This window comes from Clostridium sp. Marseille-Q2269 (genome assembly GCF_943736985.1).
Taxonomy (GTDB): Bacteria; Bacillota; Clostridia; order Clostridiales; family Clostridiaceae; genus Clostridium_F.
The window spans coordinates 39487-56777 of record NZ_CALSFS010000012.1 but is presented as its reverse complement, the minus strand read 5'-3'; the positions used below and the strand labels follow the sequence as shown (position 1 = coordinate 56777).

14 protein-coding genes and 1 pseudogene are annotated in these 17291 nt (G+C 26.1%); 1 reads left to right on the top strand and 14 read right to left on the bottom strand.

Annotated features, from left to right (window positions below):
- Positions 1-32 precede the first annotated feature (32 nt).
- From grpE to gpr, 7 genes are all read right to left on the bottom strand, one after another.
- The gene (grpE, locus tag NGI68_RS12800; RefSeq protein WP_251861859.1) at positions 33-680 is read right to left on the bottom strand and encodes a nucleotide exchange factor GrpE; all 648 of its coding nucleotides are present in this window, start codon (positions 678-680) and stop codon (positions 33-35) included.
- 26 nt (positions 681-706) lie between these two features.
- Entirely contained in the window at positions 707-1738 is a 1032-nt protein-coding gene (gene hrcA / locus NGI68_RS12795; RefSeq protein ID WP_251861858.1) for a heat-inducible transcriptional repressor HrcA, read from the bottom strand.
- Positions 1739-1938: 200 nt separating this feature from the next.
- A complete protein-coding gene (gene hemW, locus NGI68_RS12790; RefSeq protein WP_251861857.1) occupies positions 1939-3081 on the bottom strand; it encodes a radical SAM family heme chaperone HemW in 1143 nt (380 codons plus the stop codon).
- A 26-nt stretch (positions 3082-3107) separates the two neighbouring features.
- Positions 3108-4916, bottom strand: a complete 1809-nt coding sequence (gene lepA / locus NGI68_RS12785) for a translation elongation factor 4 (RefSeq protein ID WP_251861856.1) — start codon at positions 4914-4916, stop codon at positions 3108-3110.
- Between the two features lie 138 nt (positions 4917-5054).
- Positions 5055-5438, bottom strand: coding sequence for a hypothetical protein (locus tag NGI68_RS12780; protein WP_251861855.1), 384 nt, complete (start codon positions 5436-5438; stop codon positions 5055-5057).
- A gap of 69 nt (positions 5439-5507) precedes the next feature.
- Entirely contained in the window at positions 5508-6590 is a 1083-nt protein-coding gene (locus NGI68_RS12775; RefSeq protein WP_251861854.1) for a stage II sporulation protein P, read from the bottom strand.
- A 258-nt stretch (positions 6591-6848) separates the two neighbouring features.
- Entirely contained in the window at positions 6849-7823 is a 975-nt protein-coding gene (gene gpr / locus NGI68_RS12770; RefSeq protein ID WP_251861853.1) for a GPR endopeptidase, read from the bottom strand.
- A gap of 206 nt (positions 7824-8029) precedes the next feature.
- Here gpr and rpsT point away from each other — a divergent pair, with 206 nt between their 5' ends.
- Positions 8030-8296, top strand: a complete 267-nt coding sequence (gene rpsT, locus NGI68_RS12765) for a 30S ribosomal protein S20 (protein WP_251861852.1) — start codon at positions 8030-8032, stop codon at positions 8294-8296.
- Positions 8297-8331: 35 nt separating this feature from the next.
- Here the strand turns inward: rpsT and holA are convergent.
- The 7 genes and pseudogenes from holA to NGI68_RS12730 all read right to left on the bottom strand — a co-directional run bounded on the left by holA (position 8332) and on the right by NGI68_RS12730 (position 17225).
- A pseudogene (gene holA, locus NGI68_RS17155) lies at positions 8332-9362 on the bottom strand (DNA polymerase III subunit delta).
- A gap of 28 nt (positions 9363-9390) precedes the next feature.
- Complete coding sequence (locus NGI68_RS12750) at positions 9391-11172, bottom strand: ComEC/Rec2 family competence protein (protein ID WP_251861850.1); 1782 nt, start codon at positions 11170-11172, stop codon at positions 9391-9393.
- A gap of 11 nt (positions 11173-11183) precedes the next feature.
- Positions 11184-11414, bottom strand: a complete 231-nt coding sequence (locus NGI68_RS12745; RefSeq protein ID WP_251861849.1) for a hypothetical protein — start codon at positions 11412-11414, stop codon at positions 11184-11186.
- Between the two features lie 104 nt (positions 11415-11518).
- Positions 11519-14113 (bottom strand): HAD-IC family P-type ATPase, encoded by a 2595-nt coding sequence (locus NGI68_RS12740; RefSeq protein ID WP_251861848.1) that lies wholly within the window; start codon positions 14111-14113, stop codon positions 11519-11521.
- Positions 14114-14776: 663 nt separating this feature from the next.
- Positions 14777-14908, bottom strand: coding sequence for a hypothetical protein (locus tag NGI68_RS16975; RefSeq protein ID WP_286010118.1), 132 nt, complete (start codon positions 14906-14908; stop codon positions 14777-14779).
- A 23-nt stretch (positions 14909-14931) separates the two neighbouring features.
- The gene (locus tag NGI68_RS12735; RefSeq protein ID WP_251861847.1) at positions 14932-15075 is read right to left on the bottom strand and encodes a hypothetical protein; all 144 of its coding nucleotides are present in this window, start codon (positions 15073-15075) and stop codon (positions 14932-14934) included.
- A gap of 1380 nt (positions 15076-16455) precedes the next feature.
- Positions 16456-17225 (bottom strand): IS5 family transposase gene (locus NGI68_RS12730; protein WP_251861846.1). Its coding sequence is split into 2 segments (ribosomal slippage): positions 16456-16898 and positions 16898-17225, totalling 771 coding nucleotides; the frame shifts between segments, so codons are not numbered across the junction.
- Positions 17226-17291: the final 66 nt, after the last annotated feature.

Below are 17291 nucleotides of genomic sequence, written 5' to 3'. Positions count from 1 at the left end.
TAATTTATTAAGTTTTTATAATAAAATTTTATCTAGTTTGCTACTTTTACCATACTATATCTTATAACTTTTTCACCTTTTTTGTATCCTTTTTGGAATACCTCTACTATTTCTTTTTCTCCTAAATTAGAATCTTCTACATGCATTACTGCATTGTGCATATTAGGATCAAAAGCAACTTCTGTAGATATTTCTTCTACTCCTAGTTTTTCTAAGGAAGTTTCAAACTGTTTAACAGTCATATCTATTCCTTTTTTAATATCTTCTATTGAACCCTCTACTGTTGCTGCTCTTTGTAAGTTATCTAAAACTGGAAGCATTTCTTTTAAAACATCTTCACAAGCACTAACATATAACTCTTCTTTTTCCTTAGTTGTTCTTTTTCTAAAATTGTCATATTCAGCTACTGTTCTAACTAATCTTTCTTTTATTTCCTCTAGCTGATTTTCTAATTTTTTATTTTCTTCTTTTAATTTATTTTTCATATCTTCTAATTCCTTTATCTTTTCTTCATTAGAGTCATGAGAAGAGTCATCAGATTTTTCTAATTCTTCTTCCAGTTCTTCAAACTCTAAATCTTCTTTAACTTCATCTTCTACTTTTTTATCACTGTCCTCATTACAACAACAGCAATCTTGTTCCATTTCAGTATCTTTAGCATCCTTACATCTTTTTTCCAATTATATACCTCCATTCTATCCACATATTATTTATGAATATTATTGTCATCAGTTAAAGTATGATTTATTACCTTAACTAGCGTAGCCACAGCTGATATTATTTTTTCATAAGGCATCCTTGTAGGCCCTATAACCCCTATAGTTCCTATTGGTGTTTTACCTATACTATATACTGCTGAAATAACACTACATTGCTTTGCATCTTCTACAAAATTTTCTTTTCCTATTTTTATAGCAATATCAGAATCCACATATAATAGTTCTTCTACCTTTTCTCTATCATTTAGCATAGATAAGAACTCTCTAGCCCTGTCTACATCATTATATTCAGGGTAATTAAATATATTTGTGGCTCCCTCCATATATATTTCTGCATCCTCTATATCTGTAAGAGCTTCATATATAGATGATAGAATATTTTTTAATATATCACCATATCCTATCATTTCTTTTTTTAATTCCGTTAGTAATTCTACATTTACTTCTCTTAGGCTTAGTCCTTTTAATTTTAAGTTTAATAAATTATTTATTTTTATTAAGGAGCCTTCATCTATTTCTTTTGTTACTCTTAATAGCATGTTTTTTATCATGGCATTATCCGTTACAACAATCAATAATAAATTATACTTATCGATTTTAATTACTTGTATTGATTTCAACCTACTTCTTATCATAGAAGGGGCTTTTACCAAACAAGTTAACTTAGTTATTTCAGATAGTATACTTATAGAATGCTTTATGGTTTTATCTATTTCATATAAGGCTGAATCTATAGCTTGATCTTTTATAAGCATTTTTTCGTGCTCTGTTAAAGCTGATAATGTCATAAGTTTATCCACGTATAGTCTATAGCCTTTATCTGATGGTTTTCTTCCAGATGAACTATGAATCTGTTCTAAATATCCCATATCCTCTAAGTCTGCCATTTCGTTCCTTATGGTTGCAGAACTTACTCCTAAATCATATTTTTTAGCAATAGTTCTTGATCCAACAGGTTCTCCACTATTAATATAATCTCTTATTATAGCTTGAAGTATCCTGATTTTTCTCTCATCCATATCATATTGACACCTCTTTTATTAGCACTCACTAGCAACGAGTGCTAATTACTATGATTAAAATCTAACATTGTATAAATTATTTGTCAACTTAATTATTTCATATTTTACTTTGTTTATTCTTGATATTATAAAAAAATTTATATTAACTATTTAAAATCTCATTTTTCCTTTAAAATACTTTGTTTATCTCATAGTCCTTATACTATGAAGTCACAAAGTATAGTATTTGAGATACTTACAGCCTCTCTAGATAAATATATTCTTTTTTCTTTTTCTATTAATAAATTGAATTTTTTATACTTGTTTATCACGTCACCATATATATCAGTTATATCTTCACCAAACTTTTCTCTGAATTTATCTATGTATATTCCTTCAGTTTTTCTAAGTCCCATGAACATAAACTCTTCCATATTTGCCTTCTGAGAATTAATGTGAAAATTTATTTTTATAAGGTTATTTAGATTTACTTCTTCTATATACTTTTCTATAGAACTAGTATTTTCATATCTTTCATTGTTTATATAAGAATGTGACCCTACTCCACAACCTATGTAATCTTCCAAATTCCAATACACTAAATTATGTCTACATTCCTTACTAGGTTTAGCAAAATTTGAAATTTCATACTGTGAGTATCCATTTATTTTCAAAAAATCAATGCAATATTCATACATTTCACGTTCTTCCTCTTCTCCTGGAAGATTTAACAATGATTTTTCATACATGTCATAAAACTTTGTTCCTTCTTCAATTATTAAACTATAACAGGATAAATGATCTGGATTTAAATTTATTACCTCTTTTAAAGTTTCTTTCCATTCACCCAGATTTTGATTTGGAACAGCAAACATTAAATCAACGTTTATATTAGAAAAACCTTGTTTTTTAGCCATTTTAAAACTATGAACAAAATCTTCAAAACTATGAATTCTACCTAATGTTTTTAATATATAATTTTTAGAACTTTGGAGCCCTATACTTAACCTATTTACCCCCATGGCTCTCAATAAGTTTAACTTATCCTCTGTAAAAGTTCCTGGGTTACCTTCTACTGTAAATTCCAAATTTTCTTTTTTATGAACATAATTTAAAGCATCCTTTAAAATATTTAAAGCTTCTAAAGATAAATAGGTGGGAGTACCCCCACCTATAAATATTGTTTTTATTATCTTATTCTTTGTTTTATTAACAATTTCTTTAGAGAGGGCTTTAACATATTTAAGCATTAAATCTTCTTTTTTACTATAGGACGTAAAATCACAATATAAACATTTTTGCATACAAAAAGGTATATGTATATAAAGTGACACTTCTGTATTTTTATCCTCTCTATTCAAAACTAACACTCCTAACCTATATACTATTACTCCTCTGTTTTTAATACTGCCATGAATGCTTCCTGTGGTACCTCTACAGATCCTACTTGTCTCATTCTCTTTTTTCCTTCTTTTTGTTTTTCTAGAAGCTTTCTTTTTCTAGATATATCTCCACCATAACATTTTGCAAGAACATCTTTTCTCATAGCTTTTATTGTTTCTCTTGCTATTATTTTAGCTCCTACAGCTGCTTGTATTGGTATCTCAAACATTTGTCTTGGTATTATTTCCTTCAATTTTTGAGCCATATTTCTTCCTTTTGCATAAGCTCTTTCATTTGGCACTATCATGGATAAAGCATCTACTATCTCTCCATTTAGTAATATATCTAATTTTACAAGATCAGCTTGTTTGTATCCTATCAATTCATAATCAAAAGAAGCATATCCTCTTGTTCGTGATTTTAAGGCATCAAAGAAATCATAAATTATTTCATTTAAAGGGATTTCATAATTTAGAGATACTCTAGTGGTATCTAAGTATTGCATATCCTTAAATACGCCTCTTCTATTTTGAGCTAAATCCATAACTGCACCAACATAATCTGATGGTGTTATTATAGATGATTTAACTATAGGTTCCTCCATAAGTTTTATTTCTGAAGGATTTGGCATATTAGTTGGATTTGTCAATTCTATAAGAGTTCCATCAGTTTTTGTTATTTTATATATAACAGATGGTGCTGTAGTTATAATATCTAGATTAAACTCTCTTTCTAATCTTTCTTGTATTATATCCATATGTAAAAGGCCCAAAAATCCACATCTGAATCCAAAGCCTAAAGCTATAGAAGTCTCTGGTTCAAATGACAGTGCTGCGTCATTTACTTGAAGTTTTTCTAATGCTTCTTTTAATTCTTCATATTTAGCTCCATCCACTGGATATATACCACTAAACACCATAGGCACTGCAGGTCTATATCCTGATAACGCCTCTTTAGCAGGTCTCTTAGATTCTGTTATGGTGTCTCCCACTCTTGCATCTCTAACATTTTTAATTGATGCAGTTACATAACCAACATCTCCTGCTTTTAATTCATCTACGGCCATATAATTAGGTACAAAAACTCCTACCTCTACTACCTCATAGACTTTTCCTGTGTTCATAAGTTTTATTTCTGTACCTTCTTTTATAGTACCTTCCTTTACTCTTATATGACAAACTACCCCTTTATAGCTGTCATAGTATGAGTCAAATATAAGAGCTTTTAAAGAGCCTTTTTCATCACCTTCTGGTGCTGGCACTTTTTCCACTATAGCTTCTAATGCATCCTTTATATTTAATCCTGTTTTAGCTGAAACTAAAGGCGCATCTTCTGCTTCTATTCCTATTACATCTTCTATTTCTTTCTTTACTTCCTCTGGTCTAGCACTTGGCAAATCTATTTTATTTATAACAGGAACTATTTCTAATTCGTTGTCTAAAGCCAAATAGCAATTAGCCAATGTTTGAGCTTGTATGCCTTGAGTTGCATCCACAACTAATATAGCACCTTCACAAGCTGCTAAACTTCTAGAAACTTCATAGTTAAAGTCTACATGTCCTGGAGTATCTATTAAATTAAGTGTATATTCTTCTCCAGTATCTCTTTTATAAATTAATCTTACAGCCTGAGATTTTATAGTTATTCCTCTTTCTTTTTCTAAATCCATATTGTCTAGTACCTGAGTATCCATTTCTCTTTCTGTAAGTGTTCCTGTTGCTTCTATTAATCTATCTGCTAATGTAGATTTTCCATGATCTATGTGCGCTACTATTGAAAAATTTCTTATGTATTTCTGTCTTTCGCTTTGCATTATATCTTTACCCCCAAATAACATATAGGTTTTTAATAACAAATTTCAATTCCAAGATTGTAAAAATAATCACTGTAAATTATAACATAAAACTCCGGTGATATGTCAACTGAAAGGTGAAATACCTAGTTATTTATTTTATTGTACTCCTCTACTACCAAAAACTTCTAATATTCCTTCTTTTATATAGTAAATCACATTTCCTATTTTATTTAAGCTTTCATTTTTAATAAAATTATCTGTGGAATTTTTCACATTATTAAAAGTTGCATAAGTCTTGATATTTATATCATTTAATATTTTTTCATTCATATATATTGTATAATTTTCGGTCTTCAGTCTAATATCCAAAGGCTTTCTAGTAAAATAAATAGCTACCTTTGATCTGTCCTTTACAAACTTAGGCATAGTATTACTCACAATAAGAAAACCACTTATAGCTATTAACACACCTAATAATATAACTGTTTTATATTTGTTCCAATTTAATTTAAACTTTTTTCTCTTTTTTATTATTTCCATAAAAAAGTACACCCCTTTTTTATTCTTACTATAAGGATGTACCATTTTTTCTCTATTTATTCAATTTTGCTATTTATTTAAACATTCTGCAATAATTCTAGCTAAATATTTTGCTGAAGCTTTAGCTTCTAATGTAGTGTTTATATCTGCCCCTACTTCTAGCAAAATTGCATTATTGCTTTTGTTTTGATTGAAATATCTAGTACCGTAATTATAATAATATACTCCTCTACAGAACCCTGGAAATAGTTTGTTTGAAGTATTTATTATATTATTAGCCATCTTATTATTTTGATTAAAATGAGGATTCTTTTTTGCCATTACCAGCATAAATTTTGCTACATTTTCTCCATTTAATTTCGTTAGAAATGGTTTTTTGTTGCTTCCACCATCTCTATGTAAGTCTATTATAAGTTTAAAATCTCCATGCTGTTTTAACTGTTTATCCACCGTAACTGCTGATCTTGCATAACTTTGTGTATAGGCTTGAGCATCATGTACTGTTTTATCGTGCAAAGTATTTATACCATAATTATCTATAAGCTCTTTTGATAGCTCTTGTCCTACTGCACAAACATTTTTATCATTGTCAAAATTACTTGCTTCTCCTGGTTTATAGCTTTCTGTGGTATGGGTGTGATATATTAACACCTCTGGTTTTTTAGGATTTAACTTCTTTTTTAATTTTGGTTCCTGAACACTCACTACTTTATTGTCCAAATTCAAATCTTCTTTTACTTCTTCTGCTTTATACTTTGACACTTCTTTATCTTCTAATTTAAAAGGACTTAATGCTACACTTTTATCCTCTGTATTTTTTTCAGAGGAATTAAGATTTAAAACAGGCATTTCTTTTTCTATCAATGACATAGGATTATGTATGTTCAATCCTATTATTTGAAGCATAAAATTTTTAAAAGTAAACTTATTTTCTGCCATATCTTCTTCATTAAAAGAAATACTTTTTACTGTAGGCATAGCATAGTTTAATATTTGAACATAAAACATATTTCTTTTATTAAAATTAACTTTTTCTTTTGCTTTAGCTACACAAGGTACTGTTCCCACAAAAAAAATTAATATCATGAATAAAATTATCCACGCTTTATTATTGTTTCTATTTGTTTTTGGCCTTATACTTTTGTAATTCATTTTTCCTCCCCCTATCCTACTTATATATAATTTTATGGGAGAGAAAAGTATTTTATTACTATATTTATGAAATAATTTTTAAAAATTTTCGTTCTATAATTTAACACAAATATTCAAAATTGGTTTTTAATATAAGGTTACTATATATTTTAGGATTTTCTATCTGTAAATTGCGTTAAAATAATTAACTAGAACAAGAAATAAAATCATATAAATTTCATTATATAGATTATTTAAAACCTTTATTAATTATATTCTTTAATTTAAGTACTTATTTATATCTTCTAATTGAAAAGCAGGCTGCAAGGCTATATTTATTCCATTTCCTATTATTTTAGATAATGACTCTATAAGCATATCTTCTTCTTTTGGTGTAACTATAAGATTACCTAGTCTAGGATTTATTACTTCTTTTATCATATTAAATTTATCTTCTGAATCTAATGACTTTAACATCTCATAAAATTTTTCTCCCTTTTTAGAATTCTTAATCATATCTTCTAATACCATATCAATGGTATCATTAGCTAAAGTTGCAGCATCTACTACAGTAGGTACACCAACTGCTATTACTGGCACCCCTAATGTCTTTTCACTTAATTCCATCCTTTTATTGCCTACACCTGCTCCTGGTGATATTCCTGTGGTTCCTATTTGTATTGTATTATTTACTCTATCAGTTTTTCTTGAAGCCAAAGCATCTATACATACTACTATATTAGGTTTTATTTTTTGTACTATTCCTTTTATAACTTCGCTAGTTTCTAAACCTGTAATTCCTAAAACACCTGGTGATATAGCACAAACAGGTCTAATATTTTCATCTATTTGATTTGGCACTAGCTCTTTTAAATGTCTAGTAACCATTATTCTGGAAACAACTTTAGGTCCAAGAGAATCTGCAGTAACATTCCAATTGCCTAATCCTACAACTAAAGCTGTCATGCTTTTATCTATGTTTATAACTTTTTTTAAAACCTTTCCTAAGATTTTACTAACTCGTTCTAATGTTTCACTATCATAATGAGCAAATTCTGGAACATTTAACGTTATATAAGAACCTTTTGGTTTTTTCATAGCCAATTCTCCACTATCATTTACTATTTTCACCTCTGTTATATCTACATCCTCTTCTTTATATTCATATACCTGAACTCCATCTATTTTGCTTTTATTTTGCTCTTCATATATTTGTTTAGCTTCAATAGCTAAATCTGTTCTTATATTAAACATAGTACATCCTCCTAGCTTTATTAAAAAATATATTTTTTCTAAATATATTTTTCACTGATTTTTTATAATTATTCTTTTATAATAAAATCACTTGAAGTGTATCATGATTAATGTTATAATATCATTTGTTAAATCTTAATGATTATTACATACGCAGATTTCCCCAAAACTGCTAAAACCCTATAAAAACACGAGGGGGTGAAAAAATGGCAAATATTAAATCAGCTAAGAAAAGAATAAAAGTTATAGAAACTAAAACTCTTAGAAATAAGATGTTAAGATCTTCATTAAAAACAACAATAAAGAACTTCTTAACTGTTGTTGAAGGTAAAAACGTTGAAGAAGCAAAAGCTGCTTATGAAAAAGCTGCTAGAGCTTTAGATATGTCTGTTTCAAAAGGAATAGTCCACAAAAACAAAGCTGCTAGAACAAAATCTAGATTAGCTGCAAAATTAAACGCATTAAATGCTTAAAATAAATAACCCGTATTTAAACGGGTTTATTTATTTTAAGCACATGTAGAGTTTATTATTAATAATTCTACTTCTGTTTGCATATTAGCAGAAGTAGTTTTTGTTTTTTGGTCTGTTTCTATAACTAAATTTATGGATTTTTCTATTTGTCTTAAAGTAAATTTCTTACTTTGGTTCATGAGCACACTACAACCATAAGGATGAATTTTCAACTCTTTAGCAAGCTCTTCCTTAGTTTTCCCTTGTTCCATTCCTATCTTTACAAGATATAGATTTCTAAACTGTTTTTCTATCATAACTAATATATGATTTATTTTTTGACCTTTATAAATTAATTCATTTAGAATTTCTATAGCTTTTCGTGGTTTTTTTTCAGATATAAAATTTATTAAATCAAATATATCTTCATCTTTTATGCTTTCATACATTTCTTTGATATGTTTTTTTTCTATTTCCTCATGCAATGCATAAGTACATAACTTTTCTACTTCATTCTCTATGTAGCTTAAATTTTCATTTCCTATAGTTTGTATAAAAGCCTTCAATGGTATTTTGGCTATTTTTTTTCCTCTATCATCAAAGAATTTCTCTACTCTTCTTTCTAAATTTTGTCCTTTAATTTTGTCAATAGTAACTATACATGCATTCTTATCTAATTTTTTTATTCTATAGCTTAGCTTATCCCTTTATTATTCATTATATAATACATAATAAAAATACAATGAGAAGGAATACTTTTTATATAATTTTCTATATCTTTATATAATTTTTTAGTTTTATTATCACTTTTATTATCATCTAAAAATTCTGCTCTATATATTAATACAACCTTCTTTTCGCTCATAAAAGGTAATGTCTCACAAGCATTAAACACTGTATTAAATTCTTCTAATTGTGATCCATCAAATTGAACATAATTTAAATCCCTAAAATCACTTTTTATGTTGCTATCTATTATTTTTTTTATATTTTCTTTTATCAATTGTTCATGATGACCAGAAAAAATGTAGCAATTCTCATTTATATATTTCTCTATATTGTGTTCAAACTCTAGTATATCTAACAAAATGTTCACTCCTTATTTGACATTTCATCTATTTTAAACATAAAATTCTATTAAAAACCACTACATATCTTTTATTTAATATGGATGTGGTATTTTTTTCTTTTAAATTTATTATAACATAATTATTTTTCCCCTTATTTAAACTAATAGATTTTTCTGTAAAAATTATATTCTTATTTTTATTTTTTAACAGAACATCAATGTTCCTATATTTATCTTGATTCTTTGCTTTATCATATGTACTCCGTTCTTTTCCATTATTTAAAACATACACTTTTAAATTTTTATCTACATTTATCTTTTCATTATTTTTTATATTAGTAATAACCTTATCTGGATTTACTTGTTCTTTTACATTTAATATATTTTTACTAGCATTATTTTCATAATCGCAAAGCATAATAGTTTTGAACTTATATTTTACAACTGTAATATTATAATCTTTTTCTCTATAAAAATCTACACTTGGAAAAAAAGTATAATTAAATAAGATAAAAAATATTATACAAGTTAACGGTAAATACTTTGTATTTTTATAGCCATTATTAAATAATATATAACTAATATATATGAGTATAAAGCATATTCCTTCAAATGCACCTACATAAATGCATTCTGGTGTTATATTAGATAATAAATAATGCGCTCCATCTATCATCATTAAAAAAACATACATAATTTTATTTATAATATTAAATAAAATTGGAATTTTAATTAATACTATTGCTAAATTTCCTAATAAAACTATAGGTGCATAAAGAGGTACTAATATTAAATTTCCCATTATTAAACCTAAACCAAAACTTTTAATGTTAAAACATATATATGGGAAAGTATACACTTGAGAACTTAATGTAAGACTTACACAGGAATTAATTTTATTTGGTAATTTATAAAGAACCTTAGATATTTTTTTATTATACAAAATAATACCCAAAGTAGATAAAAAAGATAGCATAAAGCCTATGTCTGATATGTAATATGGCTTATTTAATAATATTATTATGGCTGATAAACTTATAGATGACAAACTATCATATTTTCTAAATATTTTTTTAGAAGACTTTAATATTATAATCATTATAAAAGCTCTTATGGCTGAAGATTTCATGCCTGTTAGGATTACATATACAAAAGATACAGGAATAGCTAAAACAAGCCCTAATGTTCTCTCCAACAGTTTATAAATTATGCCCATATGAAAACCTGATACGCTAACTGCATGTATAACCCCTAATTTTTTTAATGTATCTTTATGACTGTTAGATATATATTTAGTTTCTCCAAAGCATAAAGACATTACCATAGCAGTTTTGTTTTCTCCCAATTGTTCTTTAAATTTACTATATGCCTTAGATTTAAAATTATATATGCCATATATTATATCTTTATTTTTTTCTTTTACTTTCTTTACTTTAAAGATTCCTACAGATCCATAATCATATTTAACATCTTTTCTAAAAGTTCCTTCTATAGTAGTTTTAAGACCCTCTTCTAAATTTTTAGTTTCTCCTACTATAAGAATATTTCTTCCTTTGTATTTTCCAAGGCAATAATATTTTTCTCCTTTTTCAATTCTAACCTGAATAGTATTGGGAACATCTATATTAAAATAACTATAAAAACTAAACATAGCTAAAATAAAAAATAATAAAATTATGATAAAGTTTTTTGTATCTTCATTTATAAAAATGATTATTAAAAAAGATGCAGTAAACACTGCACCTAATAATACATTATTAAATAATAACAAGGTAGAAATACACCCCAAAAAAACTGAAATAGCATAATAAATTAATGGTTTTTCCATAAACTATCTCCTTAACTTTGAAGTTTAGCTAATATTTGAATACTTTTTGTATAGTCATTATATTTTATATTCATAGCTTCAGCATCTTTTTTATTTCCTTTACTTATAAAATAGTCTCTAACTATGTTATCTGCTGACTTTTTATCTAGTTTGTCATAGCATGAAAAATATTGTTCTGAAGGTATATCTAAGAATACTGTGTTGCTTCCTTTTACAACTGTTTCAAAAATATTATAGCTCATGAAACACTCCACCTCCATATTATTATTTTAACCATCCTAAAATTCTTTAATCATTGATATTAGTGGTTAAGCTATATTTAAATTCTATTAATGTTATTAACATGTTATGAGAGTTTTTTTCTTGAACTATTGAATACTATTCCAATAAACCATAAAACTATTATACCTATAAATATTTTTAAATATTGAAGGTTAAAAATTTTAAATAGAATACTATAATCTAATATAGCAGTTATAACTATAGGCAATAATGCATTCACAGCTACAAAAATGTTAGATAATTTATTTTTAAATATAATTGTTTTACTTAATATACAAATAGAAGTACTTAATAATAAATTTAATATAAAAAACGAACTTATTACAGCAGTCTCCTTGGAATAGGAATAAGAAAACTTATAATTTAAAAATGAAATAGCTGCTATTATTAATGACGTAGAAATTATAAACCATCTATTTTTATTAATTATATAGTGATCTTCTTTTAAATTATTTATGGAGTAATCTTCTTCTTTATATTGCATTATAATAGCTAAAGATGATATTAGTATAGTTACAGAATTAATCCAAAGTATATAAAATTTAAAATCTGAAATAGAATAAAAACTATTAATTAATGTAGAGAACAAAAATGTAGACAATAGTGCTGTTATTATGTATACACTAACATTTTTAGATGCTTGTAAAATTTTTCTACAATCTACTATACTCATAAGTAAATTTTTTAAGTTCCAATCTTTTAATACTATATCTGAAAATTTTTCAAGTAAACTGCTACTAGAATCTGTTATACCTACATCTGCCAATTTTAATGAGGATAAATCATTTGACTTAGTTCCTTCCATAACAGTTACATATCCTTTTCCCTTATAATTATTAACTATTTTTATTTTATGCTTATAATTAATTCTAGAAAAAATTTTTATTTTGTCTATATTATCCTTGATTTCCTCTTCCTTCATATTATCTAACTCTACTCCAGATATAACCTGATTTACTTTTCTTAGTATTCCTAATTTCATTCCAGTATAATAAGCAGCCAGCTTGTTATCCTCTGTAATTATTATGGGATAAACACAAAGATATCTTGATAAATTTATAGCTTCCTCATAATTATCTTTTAAAGGATTATTAAAACCTATAATACCTACAAAGACTAAATTACTTTCTATATTTCCCTTTGAGCTTGGCTCATAATTAAAGCTTCTATATGCAAATCCCATAACAGATAAACTGTTTTTAGACATCTCCATATCTGCCATTTTTATATTATTTATATCTTCTTCACTTATTTCTACTTCTATACCATTTTTCATTATATGAGTACACTTACCTAATATACTCTCTAATGAACCTTTTATATTTGCTCTATAATTTCCATCAACTTTATTAATAGTAGTCATTATCATTTTATCTGTATCATATGGTATTTGAAATACTCTATTGTTTTCTTCTTCTAAAGAATTTTTATTTATGCCATTTCTAATAGCAAGTTCTGTTAAAGCTATTTCTGCATAATCATTCTTAAAATTTCTTATTTCTCCTATCTTAAAATCTGTATCATTACATAAAATACCTATTTGTAAAAGCCTAGTTACATTTAGATCATCCTTAAATTCTCTATCTATTTTTATAGTTTCTTCATTTAAAGGAATGGATTTACCATTGGTATACATTTTTTTAACATACATTGTTTTTTCAGATAATGCTCCAGTTTTGTTTATAAAAATTATAGACGCCTTTGCAAATTTCTCTATTATGGATATATTTTTTAAAAGTATACCTTCTTTTTTCATTTTTTTAATTATTATTAAGGAACTAAATATAACAATTAATATAAGCGTAATTGGTATATATGAAAATACTAATATAGAACTATTACTTATTATGTTTCGTATATCATTACCCATTATATAATTCATAAAAGATGCTAAAATAGCTAATATTAAAAATATTAATCCTATTTGATTTGCTATTTTTCTCATTCTATTTTTCAAAGAAAATTTTTCTTCCTCTTTTTCTGAAGATTTACTTATTATATTAAATGCTTCTGTATTTTCTCCTACAGCTATTACTATTCCTACTGCCTCACCAGAAACTATTGTTGAAGATTTAAACAATATATTCTTCATTTCTGATGTTCTTATTTCTTCATCTTCTATTTTAGTGGAGTACTTTTCTACCACATAGTTTTCTCCAGTAATTACAGCCTCGTTCACTCTTAATCTTTCTGTCTCTATAACTCTTATATCAGCAGGCACTGTATCTCCTGGTTTTAATGTAACTATATCTCCTACTACCAATTCCGTAGAACTTATATTCTTTGTTAAGCTACTTCTTAATACTCTTGCACCAGTTATACTTAATTTTTCTAAAGTTTTTACGTTTTTAATTTCTTTTGATTCTACATGAACTATAGAAATTATATTTACTAGAGCTATGAAAATTAATATAGAAAAACAAATGAATTCTTTAGATATGAAAAGTAAAACTGAACATAAGATTATATTAAAAAACCATAGTTGGGCTATTTCATTTAATATAAAATAAAATACATTTTTCTTTTTACCTAAATTAAATTCATTAGCACCGTATCTCTTTCTATGTAAATCTATTTGACTATCTAAAAGTCCTGAATAAGAATCACTATTTAAATATTTTACTACATCTACCCAGGTATGATTATAAAAATTAGTCAAGGTCCTCTACCTCCAAGTTTTAAACTACATAATTTTGCTAATTCTATTGTCGTATATATTACTTAACTCTTTATATGCTTTAATCATATGCCTGTTTAAGTAACTTATTTAAAAAGTATAAATAACTATTATTTGACTTAACTCTTGTGCTAGTTAAATTCAGTTTACAGAATCATATTTTACACATTAAATCGACTCTAAATTAACTGACAATAATATTAATTTATTTATACTTTTTATATTATATTAAAATTAACGAAATTACTAATACATTTTATATAATTTTAATTTTTAATGTTTAATCCAACAACTTTTTAACAAATTATCAAAAACATAAAAGTCTATAAGCATAGTACCTTTTGGTACTATGGCTTATAGACTTTTAATTCAGCTTGGCAGGAATATGTGGGAATCGAACCCACCCTTTGTATTTATAAAATTTAATAAAATTCATCAATCCTCATAACCATTGATATTACTTGGTTTAATGCATATACCTTTTTTCACCAAATTAGCTTAATTTGAAACTAGTTTGGGAAAAGTGTGAAAAAAAATATGTATGATAATCTCAGCTTTACCACCCTTTTATTATTCACATTGTTGATAACTTTATAAATAAAAAACTCTAAAGGTTAACCCTCTAGAGTTTTTATATTTTAAAAACTACTTTTTATCTTCATTTAGATTTAATACTTTTTCAGCATTATTTTCATATAATTTTAAAAGTGCTTCTGTTACTATTGCTGCAGTGTTCTTTCCCTTTATTAGCTTTAGTTTTATGTTTTTTATATTCATAATATAACCCCTAATAAAATTTATTATTTTTTATTTTCAAGTTGCGATATTAAATACTCAAGCTCTTCAGTTGTTAACATTTCTGCAACTATATCAGCTAATACTTCTGAGCACTTCTCTTCTAAATTACTTATATCTTTCGATAAAATTAAATTTACTTCGTTCATAATTAATCATAGTTAATTTATAAAAAACCATTTCCTAATATTAACATTCTATAAATGGAAATATATTTCTTTGCTTATGTATAAAATTACTTATTATGTATATAATAAATATAGATTTGGAACCCCCACTCAGTAAATATAATATAAAAAGAGTCTAGGATTTATATCTTAGGCTCTTTTTATTTACAAGAATAAACAACTATAGGAAGTATATAATAGTATTCTATATTTGAAATTTATTTTATTTGTATATACTAAAAAATAGATTCAGACACCCAAACAAAATAAATATACACATACAATAAAAGAGCCCTATTAATAATAGAACTCTTTTGGTGTAAAGTGGCCTATAATTATACTCTAGAAAGTCTTATGTCTAATATTCTATATTTGTAACTATATTCCTTTTCATATTTAAAATTATTTTATTTGGGTATAATGAAATAGACTCAGACACCTAATAAGATAATTATAGATACAGTACCAAAAGAGCCCATAAAAATAAATGTAGACTCTTTTTTATGTTTTAAAAAAAGTGAAAAACTATTAAAGAACATTATATTTAATATTCTTTAAATACAAAAAATCCTTTTAAAATTTTTAATTTTTTATGATTAAAATTATTATATTCGGATATACTAGTATTAGATTTAATTAGTACATTGTGATATGTATAATGCATAGAAAATTTCATTTAAATGGAGCTTATTTATCTCCAGCCCCTTCCCTTATTAAAAGATAAGATTATTGTGATGATATTTATGCTGTTGGCCTTCTATAAAATTTATAATATTTTTTTAAATATTTAATAACTAATATTAGTACTACAACTCGATACCTACACGCTTTCATAAAAAATAGTTCTATTTTAAATAAATAGAACTATTTTTTATGATGAAATTTATGCCTAAATATAGATGTTCCTTATGTGTAATATTCTAATACTCCTTCTTAAATACTAAACAAATAAACATAATTACCAATGTACTATATAATTTACATCTAAAAATGATTATAAATCATTTGCAAATTTTAAAATCGAAATCAAGTGTTCATAATAAAATATTTATTCTTTTAATATCCTATAATGTTAAAATATTTTCTAAGTATTTAAATAGATAATTTATAGATTTTGCTACACTTGAAATATACTCCTTTGAAATATAAGTATATACTTATATTTTTTAACATTAAAAGACCTCCCTTTGATAAAGTATAGCTCTTTTTTCTTTGAGAGGTCATTCTTGAGAAACCGTTATATCTAATATTCTTTTAAAATAGTAATATTCCTTTTTTAATATTTGGATAAATATTTTTTTTAAATTGAATATACTTTAGATATGTTTATTAGGGCGTGTCTGAAAACAATATATCAAGAGCTTATTTAGATAAAACAAAAATGGCAGAAATATAAACAAATGCAAGAAAAGAATAAGAAAGCTTATCATATCTAGTAGCAATTCTTCTAAAATGCTTCACTTTATTAAAAAAGCATTCAACTAGATGACCCTCCTTATATATCCACCAATCACAAGGCCAAGGATTCTTTGAATTAGATTTTGGTGGAATAGTATATGAGGCTCCCTGTGACGTTATATATTCTCTAATTTCATTTGTGCCATATGCTTTATCAGCTAAAATATTACTACTTTGTATATCAATGTTTGAAAGGATATCTATGGCTTGTGTACTGTCATGTAAATTACCAGATGACAATTGGAAGTATACCGGATTGCCAAGGGCATCCACAACTGCATGAATTTTTGTCGTATGTCCTCCGTGGCTTAATCCAATATGTTGTTTCGTTTCGTTGTTTACAGCCCCTTTTTAGCACCTGCACTATGTTGGTGGGCTTTAATGCATGTTGAATCGATACTTAAATTTTCATAATCTGCTTCTGAGGTTAGCTCTTTAAAAATTACTACTAAAGTACCGTCATCACGCCACTTACAAAAACGACTATATACTGTTTTCCATGACCCAAAGCGTTCAGGTAAATCACGCCATGCAGCACCGCTTTTTGCAATCCATAGTATGGCATTGAACATAATTCTATTATCTTTGGGTGGTCTTCCTGTCTTTGCAACGGGAAATAAGTTTTTTATTTGATTCCATTGTTCATCTGATATTTCGTAGCGTTTTTGTGTCATTGTTTTAACCTCATAGTTTTTTATATTATTATAGCTAAAATTTAAGTCTTTTGCACTGGTTAGTTT